This window comes from Shewanella sp. 10N.286.52.B9 (assembly GCF_002873635.1).
GTDB lineage: Bacteria > Pseudomonadota > Gammaproteobacteria > Enterobacterales > Shewanellaceae > Shewanella.
In genome coordinates this window covers 1-16,990 of the sequence record NZ_MCTY01000172.1, presented here as the reverse complement: position 1 = coordinate 16,990, position 16,990 = coordinate 1, and the positions used below count along the sequence as shown (strand labels likewise).

The 16,990-nt window shown below is 44.6% G+C and carries 15 protein-coding genes; 5 read left to right on the top strand and 10 right to left on the bottom strand.

Features of this window, described 5'->3' with window-relative positions; translation table 11 throughout:
• Nucleotides 1-8: 8 nt before the first annotated feature.
• Together BCU91_RS11465 and BCU91_RS11460 are read right to left on the bottom strand one after the other, a co-directional pair.
• The gene (locus tag BCU91_RS11465) at nucleotides 9-290 is read right to left on the bottom strand and encodes a hypothetical protein (protein ID WP_102531511.1); all 282 of its coding nucleotides are present in this window, start codon (nucleotides 288-290) and stop codon (nucleotides 9-11) included.
• A gap of 211 nt (nucleotides 291-501) precedes the next feature.
• Nucleotides 502-1,095, bottom strand: coding sequence for a YhgN family NAAT transporter (locus BCU91_RS11460; RefSeq protein WP_102435945.1), 594 nt, complete (start codon nucleotides 1,093-1,095; stop codon nucleotides 502-504).
• Nucleotides 1,096-1,319: 224 nt separating this feature from the next.
• On the opposite strand from BCU91_RS11460, the gene BCU91_RS11455 reads away from it, so the two are divergent.
• Both BCU91_RS11455 and BCU91_RS11450 read left to right on the top strand, forming a co-directional pair.
• The gene (locus BCU91_RS11455; protein ID WP_102531510.1) at nucleotides 1,320-2,927 is read left to right on the top strand and encodes a metal transporter; all 1,608 of its coding nucleotides are present in this window, start codon (nucleotides 1,320-1,322) and stop codon (nucleotides 2,925-2,927) included.
• A 100-nt stretch (nucleotides 2,928-3,027) separates the two neighbouring features.
• Nucleotides 3,028-3,804 carry an NRDE family protein gene (locus BCU91_RS11450; protein ID WP_102531509.1) on the top strand — a complete coding sequence of 259 codons (777 nt, stop codon included), beginning with the start codon at nucleotides 3,028-3,030 and terminating at the stop codon, nucleotides 3,802-3,804.
• 30 nt (nucleotides 3,805-3,834) lie between these two features.
• Here BCU91_RS11450 and BCU91_RS20595 read toward each other — a convergent pair whose 3' ends face one another.
• On the bottom strand, nucleotides 3,835-4,233 hold the full coding sequence (locus BCU91_RS20595) for an SgcJ/EcaC family oxidoreductase (RefSeq protein WP_102435939.1): 399 nt from the start codon (nucleotides 4,231-4,233) through the stop codon (nucleotides 3,835-3,837).
• A gap of 637 nt (nucleotides 4,234-4,870) precedes the next feature.
• Here BCU91_RS20595 and BCU91_RS11440 point away from each other — a divergent pair.
• Nucleotides 4,871-5,443, top strand: coding sequence for a lysophospholipid acyltransferase family protein (locus tag BCU91_RS11440; RefSeq protein ID WP_102531508.1), 573 nt, complete (start codon nucleotides 4,871-4,873; stop codon nucleotides 5,441-5,443).
• Here BCU91_RS11440 and BCU91_RS11435 read toward each other — a convergent pair.
• Entirely contained in the window at nucleotides 5,440-6,696 is a 1,257-nt protein-coding gene (locus BCU91_RS11435; protein WP_102476488.1) for a mechanosensitive ion channel domain-containing protein, read from the bottom strand. The two genes, BCU91_RS11440 and BCU91_RS11435, sit on opposite strands and share 4 nt — an antisense overlap.
• A gap of 287 nt (nucleotides 6,697-6,983) precedes the next feature.
• Between BCU91_RS11435 and BCU91_RS11430 the strand changes: the two genes are divergently transcribed.
• Nucleotides 6,984-7,520: a hypothetical protein gene (locus BCU91_RS11430; protein ID WP_102476489.1), complete on the top strand. Its 537-nt coding sequence runs from the start codon at nucleotides 6,984-6,986 to the stop codon at nucleotides 7,518-7,520.
• A gap of 104 nt (nucleotides 7,521-7,624) precedes the next feature.
• Here the strand turns inward: BCU91_RS11430 and hutH are convergent, their stop codons facing one another.
• The 3 genes from hutH to hutC all read right to left on the bottom strand — a co-directional run bounded on the left by hutH (nucleotide 7,625) and on the right by hutC (nucleotide 11,638).
• Nucleotides 7,625-9,169: a histidine ammonia-lyase gene (gene hutH / locus BCU91_RS11425; protein ID WP_102520195.1), complete on the bottom strand. Its 1,545-nt coding sequence runs from the start codon at nucleotides 9,167-9,169 to the stop codon at nucleotides 7,625-7,627.
• On the bottom strand, nucleotides 9,169-10,842 hold the full coding sequence (gene hutU / locus BCU91_RS11420) for a urocanate hydratase (RefSeq protein ID WP_102531522.1): 1,674 nt from the start codon (nucleotides 10,840-10,842) through the stop codon (nucleotides 9,169-9,171). Before hutU ends, hutH begins: the two co-directional genes overlap by 1 nt.
• Nucleotides 10,843-10,933: 91 nt before the next feature.
• On the bottom strand, nucleotides 10,934-11,638 hold the full coding sequence (hutC, locus tag BCU91_RS11415) for a histidine utilization repressor (protein ID WP_102531507.1): 705 nt from the start codon (nucleotides 11,636-11,638) through the stop codon (nucleotides 10,934-10,936).
• A 121-nt stretch (nucleotides 11,639-11,759) separates the two neighbouring features.
• Here hutC and hutI point away from each other — a divergent pair, with 121 nt between their 5' ends.
• Nucleotides 11,760-13,004, top strand: a complete 1,245-nt coding sequence (gene hutI / locus BCU91_RS11410) for an imidazolonepropionase (RefSeq protein ID WP_102531506.1) — start codon at nucleotides 11,760-11,762, stop codon at nucleotides 13,002-13,004.
• A 170-nt stretch (nucleotides 13,005-13,174) separates the two neighbouring features.
• Here hutI and BCU91_RS11405 read toward each other — a convergent pair whose 3' ends face one another.
• From BCU91_RS11405 to BCU91_RS11395, 3 genes are all read right to left on the bottom strand, one after another.
• Entirely contained in the window at nucleotides 13,175-14,566 is a 1,392-nt protein-coding gene (locus BCU91_RS11405) for a tetrathionate reductase family octaheme c-type cytochrome (protein ID WP_102531505.1), read from the bottom strand.
• Between the two features lie 38 nt (nucleotides 14,567-14,604).
• A complete protein-coding gene (locus BCU91_RS11400) occupies nucleotides 14,605-16,332 on the bottom strand; it encodes a DUF3373 domain-containing protein (protein ID WP_102476493.1) in 1,728 nt (575 codons plus the stop codon).
• Nucleotides 16,333-16,518: 186 nt separating this feature from the next.
• Entirely contained in the window at nucleotides 16,519-16,845 is a 327-nt protein-coding gene (locus BCU91_RS11395) for a c-type cytochrome (RefSeq protein WP_102435919.1), read from the bottom strand.
• Between the last annotated feature and the right edge of the window lie 145 nt (nucleotides 16,846-16,990).

Here is a 16,990-nt window from a genome sequence, read left to right as displayed (position 1 = left end):
TGCCTCCTTTACTTCCTTTGATTGCACTTTTTAAATGCATTGTTACGCTTGGCGATATAGCAACGAACAATCTCTTGTTGCTGTTGTTCACTCATATCTGTCGTTATTTCACCACTTTTGATTAAATTCTGTTTAACGCCGGACATATCTAAAGGAGGAGGTATTGCCCCACATTGAATGGTATTATTTTGATGCGTTAATTGGGTCTGATTAGAGCCGTTTTCGGCGCTATTACTATGGCTACAGCCCCAAATAACCCAGCTAAAAAAGATAGCGAATACAATGCGCATAATGAACGCCCAAACAACGAAGATGAATCAAAGAGTAATATTAAGTAAAGTTGCTAAAACGGCTTTACACAACTTTTTAGAGCGATTTCTATACAACTAAAGAAGTAAAAAATAATCGAAGATAAACTGAAAGGTAGAGAATATTGCGTAGAAAACCAAAAGGCCGCATTAAGCGGCCTTGTTGACTATAGCGATGCCTGACATGAGCTGATTAGCCGGCAGTTTTTAAATAGCTCGACACCCCGTCTAAGAACATTTGCACCGAAATCATTACCAGCACCATACCCATTAGACGCTCGACTGCGGTTAAGCCTTTTTCGCCTAATATGCGAGTAAAGACTTTATAGAATAGTAAGATAACTGCGCTCACACCCCAAGCCGCCACTAAGGCAATAGTCCAATCCATCATTCTGCTACTGTCACTGTGCGCCAATAATATTAATGCAGCTAACACTGATGGCCCAGCCATTAACGGTATAGCCATAGGAACAATAAATGGCTCTTCACCGGCGGCTAAACCTACCACGCCGCCCGGTTGTGGGAAAATCATCCTAATGGCAATTAAGAACAAAATAATCCCGCCTGCAATACTCACTGACTCTTGACGCAGGCTAAGAAAATTAAGGATCACCTCGCCGGCAAACAAGAACAGCAACATGATTGCCAGCGCAAACAATAATTCACGAATAAGCACTCGGCGGCGTTTTTTGGGTTCAATATGTCGCAAAATTGAAGCAAAAATAGGCAAGTTGCCCAAAGGGTCCATAATCAGGAAAAGCATGACTGCAGCAGAAAAGATGTCCATTACATTAGTTCTATTAATTATTAACAATGAACTACTATTGTATACTTAATACAGTCATTTGGCAGAAATAACCGTGACTTTCGCTCTATCTTGCAACGCTGAAGGCTATCTTTACCGTGTAAATTGTCATCATGAGTGATAATCAAGCAAAGCAAGTATTAAGTTAATTGAAAGACTGCGATATACTGCGGTGTTTTTTCCGTTTCATTGATTCTTTGGATCCCATGCTCTATCTAGCTGCTAGTTGTATTGCACTTTTATTCGGACCGCTTTTTTATCGCTACTTCTCATCAGGGAGTGGGCTACAAAAAGGCTTAGATGGATTTATCTTCGTCTCATTAGGCGGGTTGGTGCTTATCCATATTTTGCCTGAACTCCTTGAACATGGTGGTTTTATCACTTTGCTGTTCGTGGTGCTTGGCTTATGGGGTCCCACAGCCAGTGAACGGCTTTTCCACCGCTACTCAGATATTACCCATAACGTGACCCTAACTTTAGGGATTGGCGGACTATTGCTGCACACCATTACCGATGGTGGCGCCATGGTTTTAGCCCAACAAGAGGGTAACTCTAGCTTATTAGCGCTGGGAGTGATTATGCATCGCTTACCCGTTGGTGTGGCAATTTGGTGGCTATTAAAACCCCAGGTTGGTACCCGCTGGGCCAGTGCGGTATTAGCTGCGATGATGGTACTCACAGGCTTGGGTTACTTTGCTGGCGAGCAACTACTCGATAGCCTCAGCTTAGATAATACCGTTTATTTACAAGCCTTTGTTACCGGATCAATTTTGCATGTGGTGCTACATCAGCCCCACGGACAACACGAAGAAGATCATCAAGGTCGCTATCAATACCAAGCAGGCATTGGCAGTTTATTGGGGGTCGCATTACTAACTGTATTATTGTTAATGGACAGTGGTGGCCATGCCCACGCACACCCCCATCACAGCCATGGCTCGGATCAGTTTATATCTTGGTTACTGACCATCTCGCCAATATTAATTGCCAGTTACTTAATTGCCACTGCGCGCTTCAAAGCTGGGTTAACCCCGCAAAACAGTAGCCTCTCCAGTCGCTGGTTACAGCGTCTAGCGGGCCCTGAAGCCTTGCTGATCACCTTGCTATTATTGGGGCCTTGGTTTGCCATATATCAAGCTATTTCATTGTTGGCGATTGGCACGTTACTCAGCTTGGGTAAAGTTGAACTTACCGATCCCCACGAGAATTTACCGCAATCGGCTTGGCGCTTTGGGTTTGCACATTTAGTGGATCGCAGCGCGCCCTGGATTGCCCTTAGCTTAATTTTAGCCAACCTCATTGGTCATCCGTCGGTACATCTTGAGCACCCAGCACTGCAAGTATTAATCTTGTTAGTCGTCTTTCTACCGATGCGTTTTTGTAATTTAGGCGCGGCAGTACTGGCATTATCATTAGCCTATAGCGGCTGGAGCAATGTCGCAGTGGCATTTGCACTTATTGCAGCGCCTGTGCTTAGCCTTAGCCAGTTAAAGCTAATGAGCTGGAGCATGCGCTTGTCATTGTCAGCTGTATTAGCCGTCGCGTTGTTATTCGCACACCAGTATCTGGTTGATTGGCACCAGTTACTCACCTTGCCAAATAACGTTAATATTGCGGGATTAGTTGTGGTGGGATTAATCTTTAGTGCTAGCTTACTGCGCTTAGGACCACGTAAGTTCTTAAGTCGCTTAATGATTAAGTTTAGCGGTCATAACCATGATCATAACCACGATCACTCCCATGGACACGCCCATGGTGCTAATACCTCAGATAAATCTGCGGCTGCGCCAACAGAGCATAAACATCACCACTAATTAAGCCGCCGCATTAAGCGAGGGTTACTGTCAGGTTCATGTTATTCAGGCTATGATGTTTTATCATCGACCGAATAACTGAGCCGACTTAACCAAGCCTATGTGTATTTTATTTATCGCGGTAGACATGCATCCCCAATGGCCACTGATTGTGTGCGCTAATCGTGATGAGTTTCATCATCGCGCCACCGATCCAGCCCATTTTTGGCAAACAGTTGCTAACAGCAATTTACCTCAATCTCAGTCGATATTAGCAGGCAAAGACCTACAAGCTGGCGGCACTTGGCTTGGAGTGAATCAACAAGGTCACTTTGCAGGCCTTACCAATATTCGCAATCAACAAGCCGATGGCCTAAGAAGTCGCGGCGAACTGGTGGTTAACGCTCTCGATCTTCGCCAAGATGTCAGCCTTGATTGGCTACGCCAACACAGCGCTAATTACAGTCCGTTTAATCTTGTTTATCAGCAACAGCAGCAACTTTACTGTTTTAATAGCGTCACTGCTGAGAACACGCCATTAACTAAAGGTTTTCATGCTGTGAGTAATGGCGCTATAGATGACGTCTGGCCGAAAATGGCCAAGGGATTACAGGCGTTAGAGCAGCATCTATTAGCTGAAAAGCAGCCCAATATTGAACAAATGTTGGCATTTATGCGTGATGAATCTCAAGCTGAAGATAGCAGCCTACCTAGTACTGGCATTGAAATTGAGTGGGAAAGGCTGTTGTCGTCGATTTTTATTCGCCATCCAGAATATGGCACCCGCTCAACCAGTGTGGTAATGCGAGATAAAAACGGCAACATCGACTTTTATGAAGTGCGTTATGACGGCAAAGCTCGAAACTTAGGGCAACAGCATTTTGTTATAACACCCTAAGTCCGAATTAATCTATTCGCAGCCAAGCAATTAATCAGATGAATGATCATGGGTTATCACCCACTTATCATCAATACGCTCTATCAGTAGGGTGAACACACCATTAGGTTTGTCTTTTGTACGTTCTAATTGCCAACGACCCACAACCAATGCGGCGTAGTTGCTGAGCATTTTAATCTCTTTCACATTGAACGACAGTTTGCCCATGCGCGCTGAATCAGGATAACTTTTTTTATAGCTAGCAAGAATTACATCCCAACCGTAGCTAAACTTACCATTAGACACAAAACGTAAATTGTCACTTTGCCAATAGCCTTGCATGTAGGCATCAATATCGCCGCTATTCCAGGCTTGTTCTTGCTGTGAAATCACTGCTCTAATTCTATCTGTAGGTATAGCACTATTGGTATTAACTTCGTCTAGTGACACGGATTGTTGTTCAAGTGAGACAACTGCGCTGACGGCATCAGGCTCAGTCTCAACCTCAACCTCAACCTCAGCCGGCGCTGAAGTTAAGGTGTCGGTAACGGCACTAACTAGCTGCTCTGCTGCAATATCTGCTGTATTCGTGGTTTTAGGTGAGCTATCTGAAGGGCTTGGCTCTACCTTTAAATCGGCAACGGGTTCAATCACGCCAACTTCGACCTTGGCAGTTGAAGCAGGTTTTAATGGCACGATTTTTAATTCAGCTTGTTTGAGTGCAACATCTGAGGCGGTTTGAGTCGCTGTTGGTTTATCTTCTGCCGCTAACATAGTAGTAAAACCACCAAAAATAACGGCGAATAAAATAATTATCGGGTGCTTCACACACTCTCCTTAATTTGTACCAAGGTTGAAATTACCCAACACGAGTGCCACAGTAATAACAATGATTTAGTACTTTTGCATTAGATTAATAACCCAGTAAGCATGCTGTGTCGTGTTAATCCCAACTGCGGTTTGGCTTATAAAACACGTTGAGATAAGCGATATCTGTAACATGAGATTCTGTGAAATTAATATATAAATTCATTCTGTTATGGTTAGATTCTAGCGTATCAGAGTGAAATAAACTGGAAAATAGCGCATGTTTAGTAAATTTTGTTTATGGCTATTGGCCATTAATGGCTGGAAATTAGACGGCCAGGTCGCCGCTGATGAACAAATCATTATGGTGGTTGGCCCACATACCAGTAATTGGGACTTTATTGTCGGTATTATCGCCCGCTTTGCTATAGGGGTAAAAATTCACTTTTTAGGCAAACATCAGCTGTTTATTCCCCCTTGGGGTTGGTTTTTTAAAGCCTTAGGCGGCAGCCCTGTGGATCGACGCAAAAACAACAATATGGTCGATGCTGTGGTGCAGCTATTTAATGACGATAACCAATATAAGTTGGCGCTGGCCCCCGAAGGAACCAGAAGCGCGGTTACTCGCTGGAAAACCGGCTTTTATCATATTGCCACTAAAGCCAAGGTGCCGATAATCACCGTGGGATTAGATTTTAAAACCAAGTCTATTGTGATTAATCAACCGCTGTATCCCAGTGGCGATGTTGCCACTGACATGAATCGTATTTTAGATTTTTTCCGTAATATTAACGGTCGCCACCCTAAGGTTATCCCGCACTATATTCCCTCGGATGAGCAGCCAAAAAGCTAGTGTGGCTTGATGCTACGAATATCATCCCCAGTAGGGCTTTGAAAAGCACGTAAACCAAATTCAGGTAAGATGGCAAAGACGTGATCAAAGATATCTGCTTGAATGCCTTCATAAAAGGCCCAGCGGACGTCATTGGTAAACACATATAACTCGATAGGCAGACCTTCTGGCGTTGGCGCAAGTTGGCGCACCATCAGAGTCATGTCTTTGTGTAGCTTATTATTTTGACGTAAATAGGCATCTAAATAAGCTCTAAACGTCCCCACATTGGTTAAGCGTCTGCCATTAACCGGCATATCAATATCACTAACCTGCTCATTGGCATGGGAAATTTCTGAGCATACTTTAGGGAAGTAATCTTTAAGGTAATTCACTTTCGACAACCGAGTAATATCGTCTTCTGTCAGAAAGTGGATACTATTAACATCAAGATTAATTGAACGCTTAATTCGGCGGCCGCCCTTTTCTGACATACCGCGCCAGTTTTTAAAGGCGTCTGATACCAGCGCATAAGCTGGGATCATGGTGATGGTATTGTCCCAGTTACGTACTTTTACGGTATTGAGTGATACCTCATCTACAGCACCATCAGCGCCATATTTGTCCATTTGAATCCAATCGCCTTTACTCACCATACGGTTAGCAGCTAATTGAATCCCAGCAACAAAGCCTAAAATGGTGTCCCTAAACACCAACATCACTAAACCGGTGGCAACACCTAAACCACTTAAAAAGTAAATTGGCGACTCATCTGCAATCACTGATATGCCAATAATAAAACCAACAAAGAATAAAAATAGTTTAAATAGTTGTACGAAGCTTTTAACCGGTAAGCGGCGACTAATCAGCCTGACATCAGCAATTTCATTTACCGCATCTAAACAGGCGTAAATCGCCCGAATAACAAAAATGACCACCAGCACGCTTAGGCCACGGTCAATGACTGAGCCCAGCAACTGTTGATGGGTTAAAATAATCGGGATCAGTAAGTCCAAGGTCATGATTGGCACTAACAAGGACAATTTTTCCAATACGCCATAGCGCATGAAAATATCATCCCAAGTCACGGTCGATTTACGGATCATCGCATTAACCGCTTTTACAAATACCTTTTTGGTAATGTAATAAGCGATAGTTGCCACAATAAAGCTCACCATCAGTAATATTGATGTTGCTACACTGTCAGAGGGCTGACTATTCACCCCAATATCAAGCAACCAACTGGCAATATCATCACGTAACTCGTTATCCACGCATTAATTCCTTACACATTTATACTGATTGAAAGACTAGGTTTACAACATCCAAAGCCATTATAGAGAACAAAGACTTATTGAGAACGATCCAAAATAGCATATTTATCGATTAATTAACCCGCTTTCAATTTGATAACAAGTTCGCCATCAAATCACCACCGCATTCAAACAAGGCGACAGCATACCAAAGTAAACTCATGATATTGGTTGCAAAGTTGAGCACATTAATTGACCTAGAGCTCCCTTCACTTACCATTGGAACATTAAAACGAATTGAGGTTCCTATGAAACACACTTGGCTAGCAGTCATCCTAACACTGAGCATTCTCTCGGTTAGCAGTAACGCCCGCGCAGAAACGGATGAACAAAAGTTTAAGCCTTCGACTGCCTTGTTAGTGGATTTTATCGATAGCCGCGGCGATATGTTTGGTATCACCCTTGCCATGAAACATTTTGACCCTGATTACGCCGACTGGGGCTATTATATTGGTTATGCTTGGGGTGATAAATACGACCTTGATGTACCAGAGCCGGCTGAAGCTTATGCCGAAGAATACATGTGGCGCTTTGGGTTAAGCTATAGCCTAACTGAAAATTTTAATCTCTATGGCGGCGCCACGGTTTTTATAAACGAACAAAACTACACCAACAATATTTCTACCCGCGAAGTTAACGGCAAGCCGCGCTGGGAATCTAACCGTGATAAAGACTGGGGCGCTGAAGTTGGGGTACGCTACACAGTGTTTGATAGCTTTGTCATCGGCGCGGGTTACGACACCAGTGCCGAAGCGGCAATAATCTCCATTGGTTTTACCATGTAAGCATTATCAAAATCGTCATAATAGAACAAGGACCCGCAGGTCCTTTTTTTGTTTTGAGTCTTTTTGTTCAAGCCTTTTGTTTCAAGCTGCTAACTCGCTACCCCCTAAAAGCTCACTAACATACCCGCAGGTAAGTAAGTATTGAAGCTGGCGCTATAGAGTAAATCTGTCGCCGCTTCGATATCCGGCGCAAAAAAGCGGTCTTTATCGTAATACGCAACCACTTCACGCAGCTCAGCTTTGGCTTTCACTACCGCATCACTGGGTTGTAATGGAGTGCGAAAATCTAACCCTTGCGCTGCAGCTAATAGCTCAATCGCTAACACCCCACGGGTATTTTCAGACATATCACGCAACCGACGAGCTGCAAAAGTTGCCATCGAGACATGATCTTCCTGATTCGCCGAGGTCGGTAAACTATCCACAGAAGCTGGATGCGCAAAGGTTTTGTTTTCAGATGCCAATGCCGCCGCCGTCACCTGTGCAATCATAAAGCCTGAGTTCACCCCACCATTTTTCACTAAAAATGGCGGTAATTTCGATAAGCTAGAGTCAATGAGCAGTGCTATGCGGCGCTCGGCAATTGAGCCTAACTCAGCAATAGCAATAGCCAAATTATCTGCTGCCATAGCAACAGGTTCAGCATGGAAGTTACCACCTGAGATAATATCGCCGGTGTCTTGAAATACCAGTGGGTTATCGGTCACACCATTAGCTTCAACCCCTAACACTTCACCAGCATGGCGAATTTGGGTTAAACATGCCCCCAACACCTGTGGCTGACAGCGCAAAGAATATGGATCTTGCACTTTTTCACAATCAACATGGCTTTGGCTGATCTCAGACTCATCAGCTAGCAAGTGACGGAAGATAGCCGCTGAATCAATTTGACCTTGTTGGCCACGAGCCGCGTGAATACGGGCATCAAACGGGCTACGACTGCCCATAGCCGCTTCAACACTCATGGCACCAATAACTGAACTTGCAGCAAATAAATCTTCAGCATGGAATAAACCTTCAAGGGCTAGAGCGGTTGACGCTTGGGTGCCATTAAGCAGTGCTAACCCCTCTTTTGCAGCCAGTTCTATTGGTTTAAGCCCTGCAATTTCAAGCCCTTCTGCTGCTGTAATGATTTGACCTTGGTAGCTCATTTCACCTTCTGCCAGCATAGGTAAACACATGTGCGATAGCGGGGCTAAATCACCCGATGCGCCCACTGAGCCTTTTTCTGGAATACAGGGATAAACACCGGCATTAACCAACTGAATAAGAAAGTTAATCACTTCTAAGCGAATACCTGAAAAGCCGCGGCTTAATGAGTTAATTTTTAGCACCATCATTAAACGCACTGTGGCATCTTGCATGTATTGGCCTGTGCCCGCAGCGTGTGATAACACGATTGAGCGCTGCAATAACTGCAAATCCTCAGGGGCAATTTTGGTGTTAGCTAATAAGCCAAAGCCAGTATTAATGCCATATACAGTTCGGCCTTCATCTAATACTTGTTGCACTATCGCGGCACTGGTATTAATTTCAGGAATCGCTTCTTCTGCCAAGGTTAGATGAACTGCACCACGGCCAATACGGCGTAATTGCGCTAACGTCAGTGTGCCTGGTTTTAGCAGCAGTTTATAAGGTGTTGCAGTCATTATTTAGCTCCTTGCATTGGCAAATCTAGGCCTTGCTCTTGGGCGCATTGTTGCGCAAGTTCATATCCAGCATCCGCATGGCGCATCACGCCTGTGGCTGGGTCATTCCATAATACTCGGCCTAAACGCACTGCTGCATCATCACTACCATCGGCTACAATCACCACCCCAGAGTGCTGACTAAAGCCCATTCCCACACCGCCGCCATGGTGCAATGACACCCAAGTTGCGCCGCTAGCCGTATTAAGTAAGGCATTCATTAGTGGCCAATCAGATACCGCATCAGAGCCATCGAGCATGGATTCGGTCTCACGATTAGGACTGGCAACTGAGCCTGAATCTAAATGATCTCGGCCAATGACAATCGGCGCTGATAGCTCGCCATTTTTAACCATTTCATTAAAGGCTAATGCTAAGCGGGCGCGGTCTTTTAGTCCCACCCAACAAATTCGTGACGGTAAACCTTGGAAGGCTATACGCTCGCGGGCCATATCTAACCAGTTGTGCAAGTGAGGGTTATCAGGAATAAGCTCTTTGACCTTGGCATCAGTTTTATAAATATCTTCAGGATCGCCCGATAATGCCACCCAGCGAAACGGACCAATACCTTCACAAAATAGTGGACGCACATAAGCTGGCACAAAACCGGGGAAATCAAAGGCGTTTTCAACCCCTTCTTCGAAGGCCATTTGACGAATGTTATTACCATAATCTGTTGTGGCCGCCCCTGCCGCTTGCAGCGCCAGCATGGCTCTAACTTGCACCGCCATTGACTGCTTAGCCGCTTTAACCACTGCCGCTTCGTCAGTTTTACGCATTTCAGCAGCTTGCTCTAATGTCCAGCCTTGAGGTAAATAACCGTTTAATGGATCATGGGCAGAAGTTTGATCGGTCACCACATCAGGGGTAATACCACGCTCAACTAACTCAGCAAAAATATCGGCAGCGTTACCCAATAGGCCAACGGACACAGGCTTACCAGAGGCATTAGCCTCATCAATCATCGCTAATGCTTCATCTAATGAGGTGGCTTTCTTATCGACATATTGAGTGCGCAGACGAAAATCAATGCGAGTTTCATCTACTTCACAGGTTAATACTGAATAACCCGCCATAGTGCCGGCTAAAGGCTGCGCGCCGCCCATGCCGCCAAGGCCACCAGTTAAAATCCACTTACCCGCAGATGAGCCCCCAAAGTGCTGCTTGGCCATGGCGACAAAGGTTTCATAAGTGCCCTGAACAATGCCTTGGGAGCCAATATAAATCCACGAACCGGCGGTCATTTGGCCGTACATCGCCAAACCTTTTTTATCCAGCTCATTAAAGTGTTCCCAGTTAGCCCAATGTGGCACTAGGTTAGAGTTAGCAATAATCACCCGCGGCGCATTAGTGTGGGTTTTGAATACCCCCACAGGTTTACCTGACTGCACCATCAAGGTTTCGTCATCTTCTAGACGTTGCAGTACTTCAATTATTTTGTCGTAACACTGCCAATCACGCGCCGCGCGGCCAATACCGCCATAAACCACTAAATCTTCAGGGCGCTCGGCTACATCAGGATGCAGATTGTTCATTAACATCCGCATTGGCGCTTCTGTCATCCAGCTTTTACAACTCAATTGACTGCCATGAGGGGCAATAATGCGGCGGCTAGGGTCGTGTCTTTTACTAATGGTGTTATCCATATTTTCCTCTTCAACTAACATTGTCAGCTTGATGTCTAATATTTTTAGGTTTTTTTAATGATGTTCTGTTTAGAAGCAGTTAACTGTTAAAGGTTAAATGGCCCCCTAAACTAAATTTACTGCCGGGGTGAACCAAGCGCGCAAAGCTCACCACGCCTTTGCGTGACCAAGTGCGACGCAAAATTTGTAAGCAAGGCTCTGTTGGCTCAATATTTAATAATTGCTGCATTTGCTCGCTGGCAATAATGGCTTCGATGCGATGACGGGCTTCGGTTAAAGGCGCCACCTTGGATAAATATTCATGGGGGGTTAATTGGGTAAAGTCTTGCAGTAAGTAGTCAGGCACTAATTCTGGATTCACAAAGCGCTCTTCGACCTGTAATGGCGCATCTTGCTCGCAGTGCAGCAATACCGAGTAATACACAAGGTCGCCAATTTCTAATCCTAAGGCCACCGCAACGGGTCTTGTGGCAGCAATTTGGGTTAACTTAAGCTGCTTAACACTGTAGCCATGACCACGGTCTTTAATTTCATCGGCAATGTTTCGAATGGCCAATAATGATGACTGCGATTTAATCCCCGCCACAAAAGTACCAATACCTTGAGTGCGCTCTAACACCCCTGCGTCCACCAGCTCAGTCAATGCTCTTCTTGCTGTCATGCGACTACAAGAGAACAACTCAGCAAGTTGATTTTCTGATGGCACTTGATCATTTTCTTGCCACTCACCCGCTTCGATACGAGCCAGAATGGATTGCTTTATTTGTGCAAATTTAGCCAACACGGATTTCGCCCAGCCCTTGATGTGATTAAAAATCTACCAACAACCTTACCTTGTATATACAAGTTAAAACAAGTACTGTTTTGTGATAAAGTCTAAAAAATGAGTATTTTCAGGAGCGGTTATGTCGTGGGATCATGTGTGGATTGATGTCAATATTGCAACAATGGATCCAAGCAGTTCAGTCGCTTATGGCGCAATAACCGATGCCGCCATTGCAGTAAAAGACGGTAAAATTGCTTGGATGGGCCCGCGTAAAGAAATGCCTGAATTTGATGTATTTGAAATGCCCATCTATCGCGGCAAAGGCGGCTGGATCACCCCAGGGCTGATTGATGCCCACACCCATTTAATTTTTGCAGGCAATCGCGCTAACGAATTTGAAATGCGCCTCAAAGGCGCCAGCTATGAAGATATCGCCCGCGCTGGCGGTGGGATTATTTCAACTGTAAAAGCGTGTCGTGAAGCTGACGAAGCCGAGCTATTTGAACTTGGCAGACAAAGATTAAACGCCTTAGCCAAAGAAGGCGTCACCACGGTCGAGATTAAATCAGGCTATGGTTTGGATACCCAAACCGAAGTCAAAATCCTTAAAGTGGCCCGCGAACTTGGCCGTAATCATCATGTTGATGTTAAAACCACTTTCTTAGGCGCTCATGCGATACCTGAGGAATATAAAGACACTGCAAACAGCACCGCACGAAGTGATGCCTATATTGATATGGTGATTAACGACATGCTGCCTGCGGTTATCGAGCAAAACCTTGCCGATGCAGTGGATGTTTTTTGTGAAAACATTGCCTTTAACCTTGAGCAAACCGAGCGAGTATTAACCGCCGCCAAACAGGCCGGTTTAGATATCAAACTCCACGCTGAGCAATTATCTAACTTAGGCGGCTCCGCTATGGCGGCAAGAATGGGGGCTAAATCAGTCGATCATATTGAATACCTTGATGAAGCAGGGGTTATCGCGCTCAGTAAAAGTGGTACCTGCGCCACCTTGTTACCTGGCGCGTATTACTTTTTACGTGAAACCAAAATGCCGCCAATAGATCTGTTACGCAAACATAATGTACCTATGGTGGTCGCCAGTGACTTTAATCCGGGCTCATCGCCTATTTGCTCAACCTTATTAATGCTCAACATGGCCTGCACCTTATTTAAGCTGACTCCAGAGGAAGCCTTAAAAGGCGTGACCATTAATGCCGCCAAAGCTTTAGGTATTGAAGCCAATGTCGGCAGTTTAGCCGTCGGCATGACAGCTGATTTCTGCTTATGGGATATCAGCACTCCAGCGCAACTGGCCTACTCTTATGGGGTGAACCCTTGTAAGGATGCAGTTAAAAACGGCGTGTTAGTGCATCAATAAAGCCTTGCTTTAACTTGCGGCTATTGAGTCAGCTCAATCTCGACCCGCCGCGAGTATTTCCTTTGACTCAAGCGTAACAACAAAAAAGTGCTTAACCTTTTCGGGCTAAGCACTTTTTAATGACTGTAAACAAGGTTCAAATTTAAACGATTTTGATTAAACCAATAACCTTAATCAGTTGGGTGGCGTTTGCCCTTTTTATTCTTCATTGGGTCGCCGTCATAACCTAGTGCTTGCCAATCAAGGCGCTGACCTTTGTTATGGCAATCGCTACATTGTAGGGCTTGCTCTTTAGGTGAAACCATGTGATTGATACGCCACCACATTTCAGTTTCCACAAAGCCATGCTTGCCGCTATAACTGAGGCCTTTTTCTTTCATGGTGGTATTAGCTTCCATGCCAAGTTTTGATGCTAAGTCCCAATCGAACTTGTCCCAATAGCCATTTTTACCAAACACTTTAGGGGTAATTAAAATATTCAATTTGCTGTCGAATATCTGTTTACCAGTATGGACTTTAAACGGGTAGATTTTGGCTTTGCTGTCATTGATATCACCCAAAGGATAAGTGAGTTTTATCACCTGAGCTGGATCAATTTTATCACCCGCCATATAGGCATCAGCTTTACCGTTAAACCAAGCATATTGCGGCGGCACCATTTTTTGCCATTCAAAACTCCCTTTCTTATTCATAAAGGTTTTTTTGCCGTTTTTGTCTTTGGTTTCAGTTAACTCTTGCCCTGCTGTTGACCAGTCCCAGCGCATTTTTGTTGGCTCATTACGAGCAAAAAATGGGATGTGACAGGTTTGACAGGCGACCGCAGCAGTATGAGTATTAAGCTTTTTATTGTCATGGGGTGCACTGTCATGGCAGTTTTCACAACCAATGGGGTTTTCTCCCCCTGGTGACACGCCCATGGCATTGCCAGAGATTTGATGACTTGCTGTGGTATGACAGGTTTGGCATTGGAAGTCATTGCCGTCAGTGTCCATATGCACATCGGTATCTTTTTCAGGATATGACATGGAAGAGTCTAAATCCCCATGCTTCACCGCGTCACCACCGCCACCATAAAAATGGCAAGTACCGCAGTTATCTCGAACCGGTTGACCGACATTTTGTGCTACCCGCTCAAGATTCACTTTCGCCATCGCTTCACCCGCGCCAGCAGGCTCTTTGATGTAAGTTCCTGTGGTGTCATGGCACACTAAACAATCCACTTTAGTCATATCAGTAAAGTCAAAGCTGTTGTCTTTCCAGCCATAACCCGCATGACAACTGGTGCAGCGCGGCTCGTTACCACTAATGGAGACGCAAAAATTATTGATACTATTTTTTTTACCGCGCTTCACAGTGCGGCCTGGTAATTCTTGCTCTAACTCCCAAGTCCAATGGGAAGACTTCATAAACTCTTTCGCATGGTCTTCATGGCATTCAATACATTGCTCAGTGACGTCTGAGCCTTGGGTAAACGGCCCCTCAATCACTTCTTTATGATCAAATTCTGCATAGGCCATCTGACTGCAAAAGGCTAATGCGACTACTAATTTCATGGTTTTCATATAAGGCTCCTAGCCCCTGCCACGCAGGGGCACCATGTTTAGAAATTAACTGTTAATGATGCATTTACATCATAAGCAGTATCAACAACAGGCAACATGGAATAGGCAGAGCCTGCAATCACATCATCAATTTTTTGCGGTGCGCCCACTGGAGTGCCACTACCGGTATATTCATAGTCGTAATACAGCCCTGCGACCTTGATAAACATTTTAGGATTGATATCAAAGATGTAATAGGCTTCAGCAACATGGCCACGAGTCGCTAATTTGCTGCCAATTGGGTCATCTTGAGCTTGGGTGAACGGCGTCCAGTATTCAGAGCCATAGTTATATTCAAGGCCAAATTTACCCATTGGTGCAGGCATTTGGAAACCAACATAAATACCATAGCCGTCTTTTGTTGAGGCATCATCAGCAACCGTTGGCATCATAATGATTTCAGTACCGGTGCTGTTAAGCTGCGCTTCAAAAACGGCATCAGATAACATGCCACCAAACATACCGCTGTTGCCATTTGGCTCAGCGCGAGTCCAGCCTAATGAAGCAAAGGCTTTAAAGTCTTCATCACTTTCATAGGCATAACCCAAACCACCTAAGTACATATCACCAATCACGCCACTGGGTTGTACGCGGGTGACAAAGTTAAAGTTGTCGAACTTTTGCATATCTTGATACATGGTTGGCGCAAATATACCTGCCAACTGAGTTGGAAATGCCATGGTGCCTTTGAAGCCATCATTAACATCTTTGGCGCCAAATAAGGTTAACTGTAAGAAGTGGTTACCATCGTTAATGGCATCAATATTAAAGCCGCCTAAATGGGTATCTTTGGTGACGATATCGCCAAACATTTCGCCATTGCCCCACTGAGACTCAAAACCTTGGCCATAGCAAAAGCGCACCACTTGGCCATCAATACCAGTAATTTCACCGAGTTTGTAACCTAAAGTGGCGCCGTCAAAGTTAAAGTTAACTAAATGACCAGATGGGGTACCGCCACGCATTTCGTTTTCACGGTAATGACTTGGTGGGCCGTAAGTTGATGGACGACGACCAATTGACAGGTAAGTTTGACTGCCACCTATATTACGCCAGTCAAAATAGGCTCTTTCCACTCTGAGCCAATCACCACTGGTATTGCCACTACTGGTGCCATCCATGGTGAATGAGCGCCATGAATCAAACACTTGTGTGCCAGTTGAATCGCCCCAGTTTTTATACATAGATAAACGACCCGCAAAGCTGACGTTATCCCACACTTTAGCTTTCATATTTAAGCGTAAACGAGTGGTATAAAGTAAGTCATTGTCGATGTCTTGAACTGTTTTAGGCGCGAGTACATAGGGCATAACACCTTGTAATTGGCCACTTTGAAATGCTTGAGCTAAAGCAGGATTGGTCGCCATCATTTGCCCAAGTGGTGAGTCAGCGCTAGTAGGGTCGCCAAATGCTCCTGACATGGCTTTGGCGCCAAAATCTGAAAAATTAACATTAATGGCAGGATTCCAAGTCACATCTTGATAGTGCAATGAATGCACTTTGGTTCTAAAGTCACCTGTGATAGTTAATCTATCTAAGGCGCTATGGCGCTCAGTTTTATCCACCCGTGAATTAAGATCGTCAAGCTCTTCGGTTATTTCGGTTAATTGCTGTTTTAGCTCTGCCATTTTTTGAGCATCATCATTGGCTGATGACGGTGCTGCGGCCATGGCCGCACCACTAAACGCTAATGCATTGGCAACGAGTATTGATATTAAGGTACGCATAATTTGGCTTCCTTTTATTTTGCCTAAACCATCCAAATACATAGGTTTAGGCTAAATTTTGGCTGCAGAAATCCCTGAGCGATAAACTCAATTTTTCTGCTTTTTATCTGGATTAACTGATGGTGTTGCTGGCTTATTCTGACTTTTGCATTAAGTCTAAGCCGCCATCAGGACGCACGATTTCCGCTAGCCGCAGGTTTGTGGCTGATCAGAGTCCGCTGCGTGGTCATATAAAAACTGCTGAATATCTTTCAGATCTTTTTCTGATAGGGCTTTGAATACTTCAGGCTTAGCCTTATGTTGATCGCGCTTGAAAAATCTGTCCCACTGGCTCATGGTTTTTGCCATTGGGGTTAACTCAGGGCCTTCGGTGCCGACACTATGGCAAGCTTTACATTGTTTTTTATACAGATGTTTACCCTTTTTAGGGTTGCCGCCATCAGCTGCAAAACTGCCGCCAATCATGCACATTGCCACTAAGGCTACTGTCATCGCTATTTTTTTGTTCATCATTACTACCTCATCAATTTTTCTTTAGTTCTTTTTATCAATCAAGACAAACCAAATCTTTAATGCCTTGTTAAAGATGTTACTTAAAATAGGTAGACATTAATTTGACCTTGATCATATTCATGAGATAAATCTAATTGATAAAAAT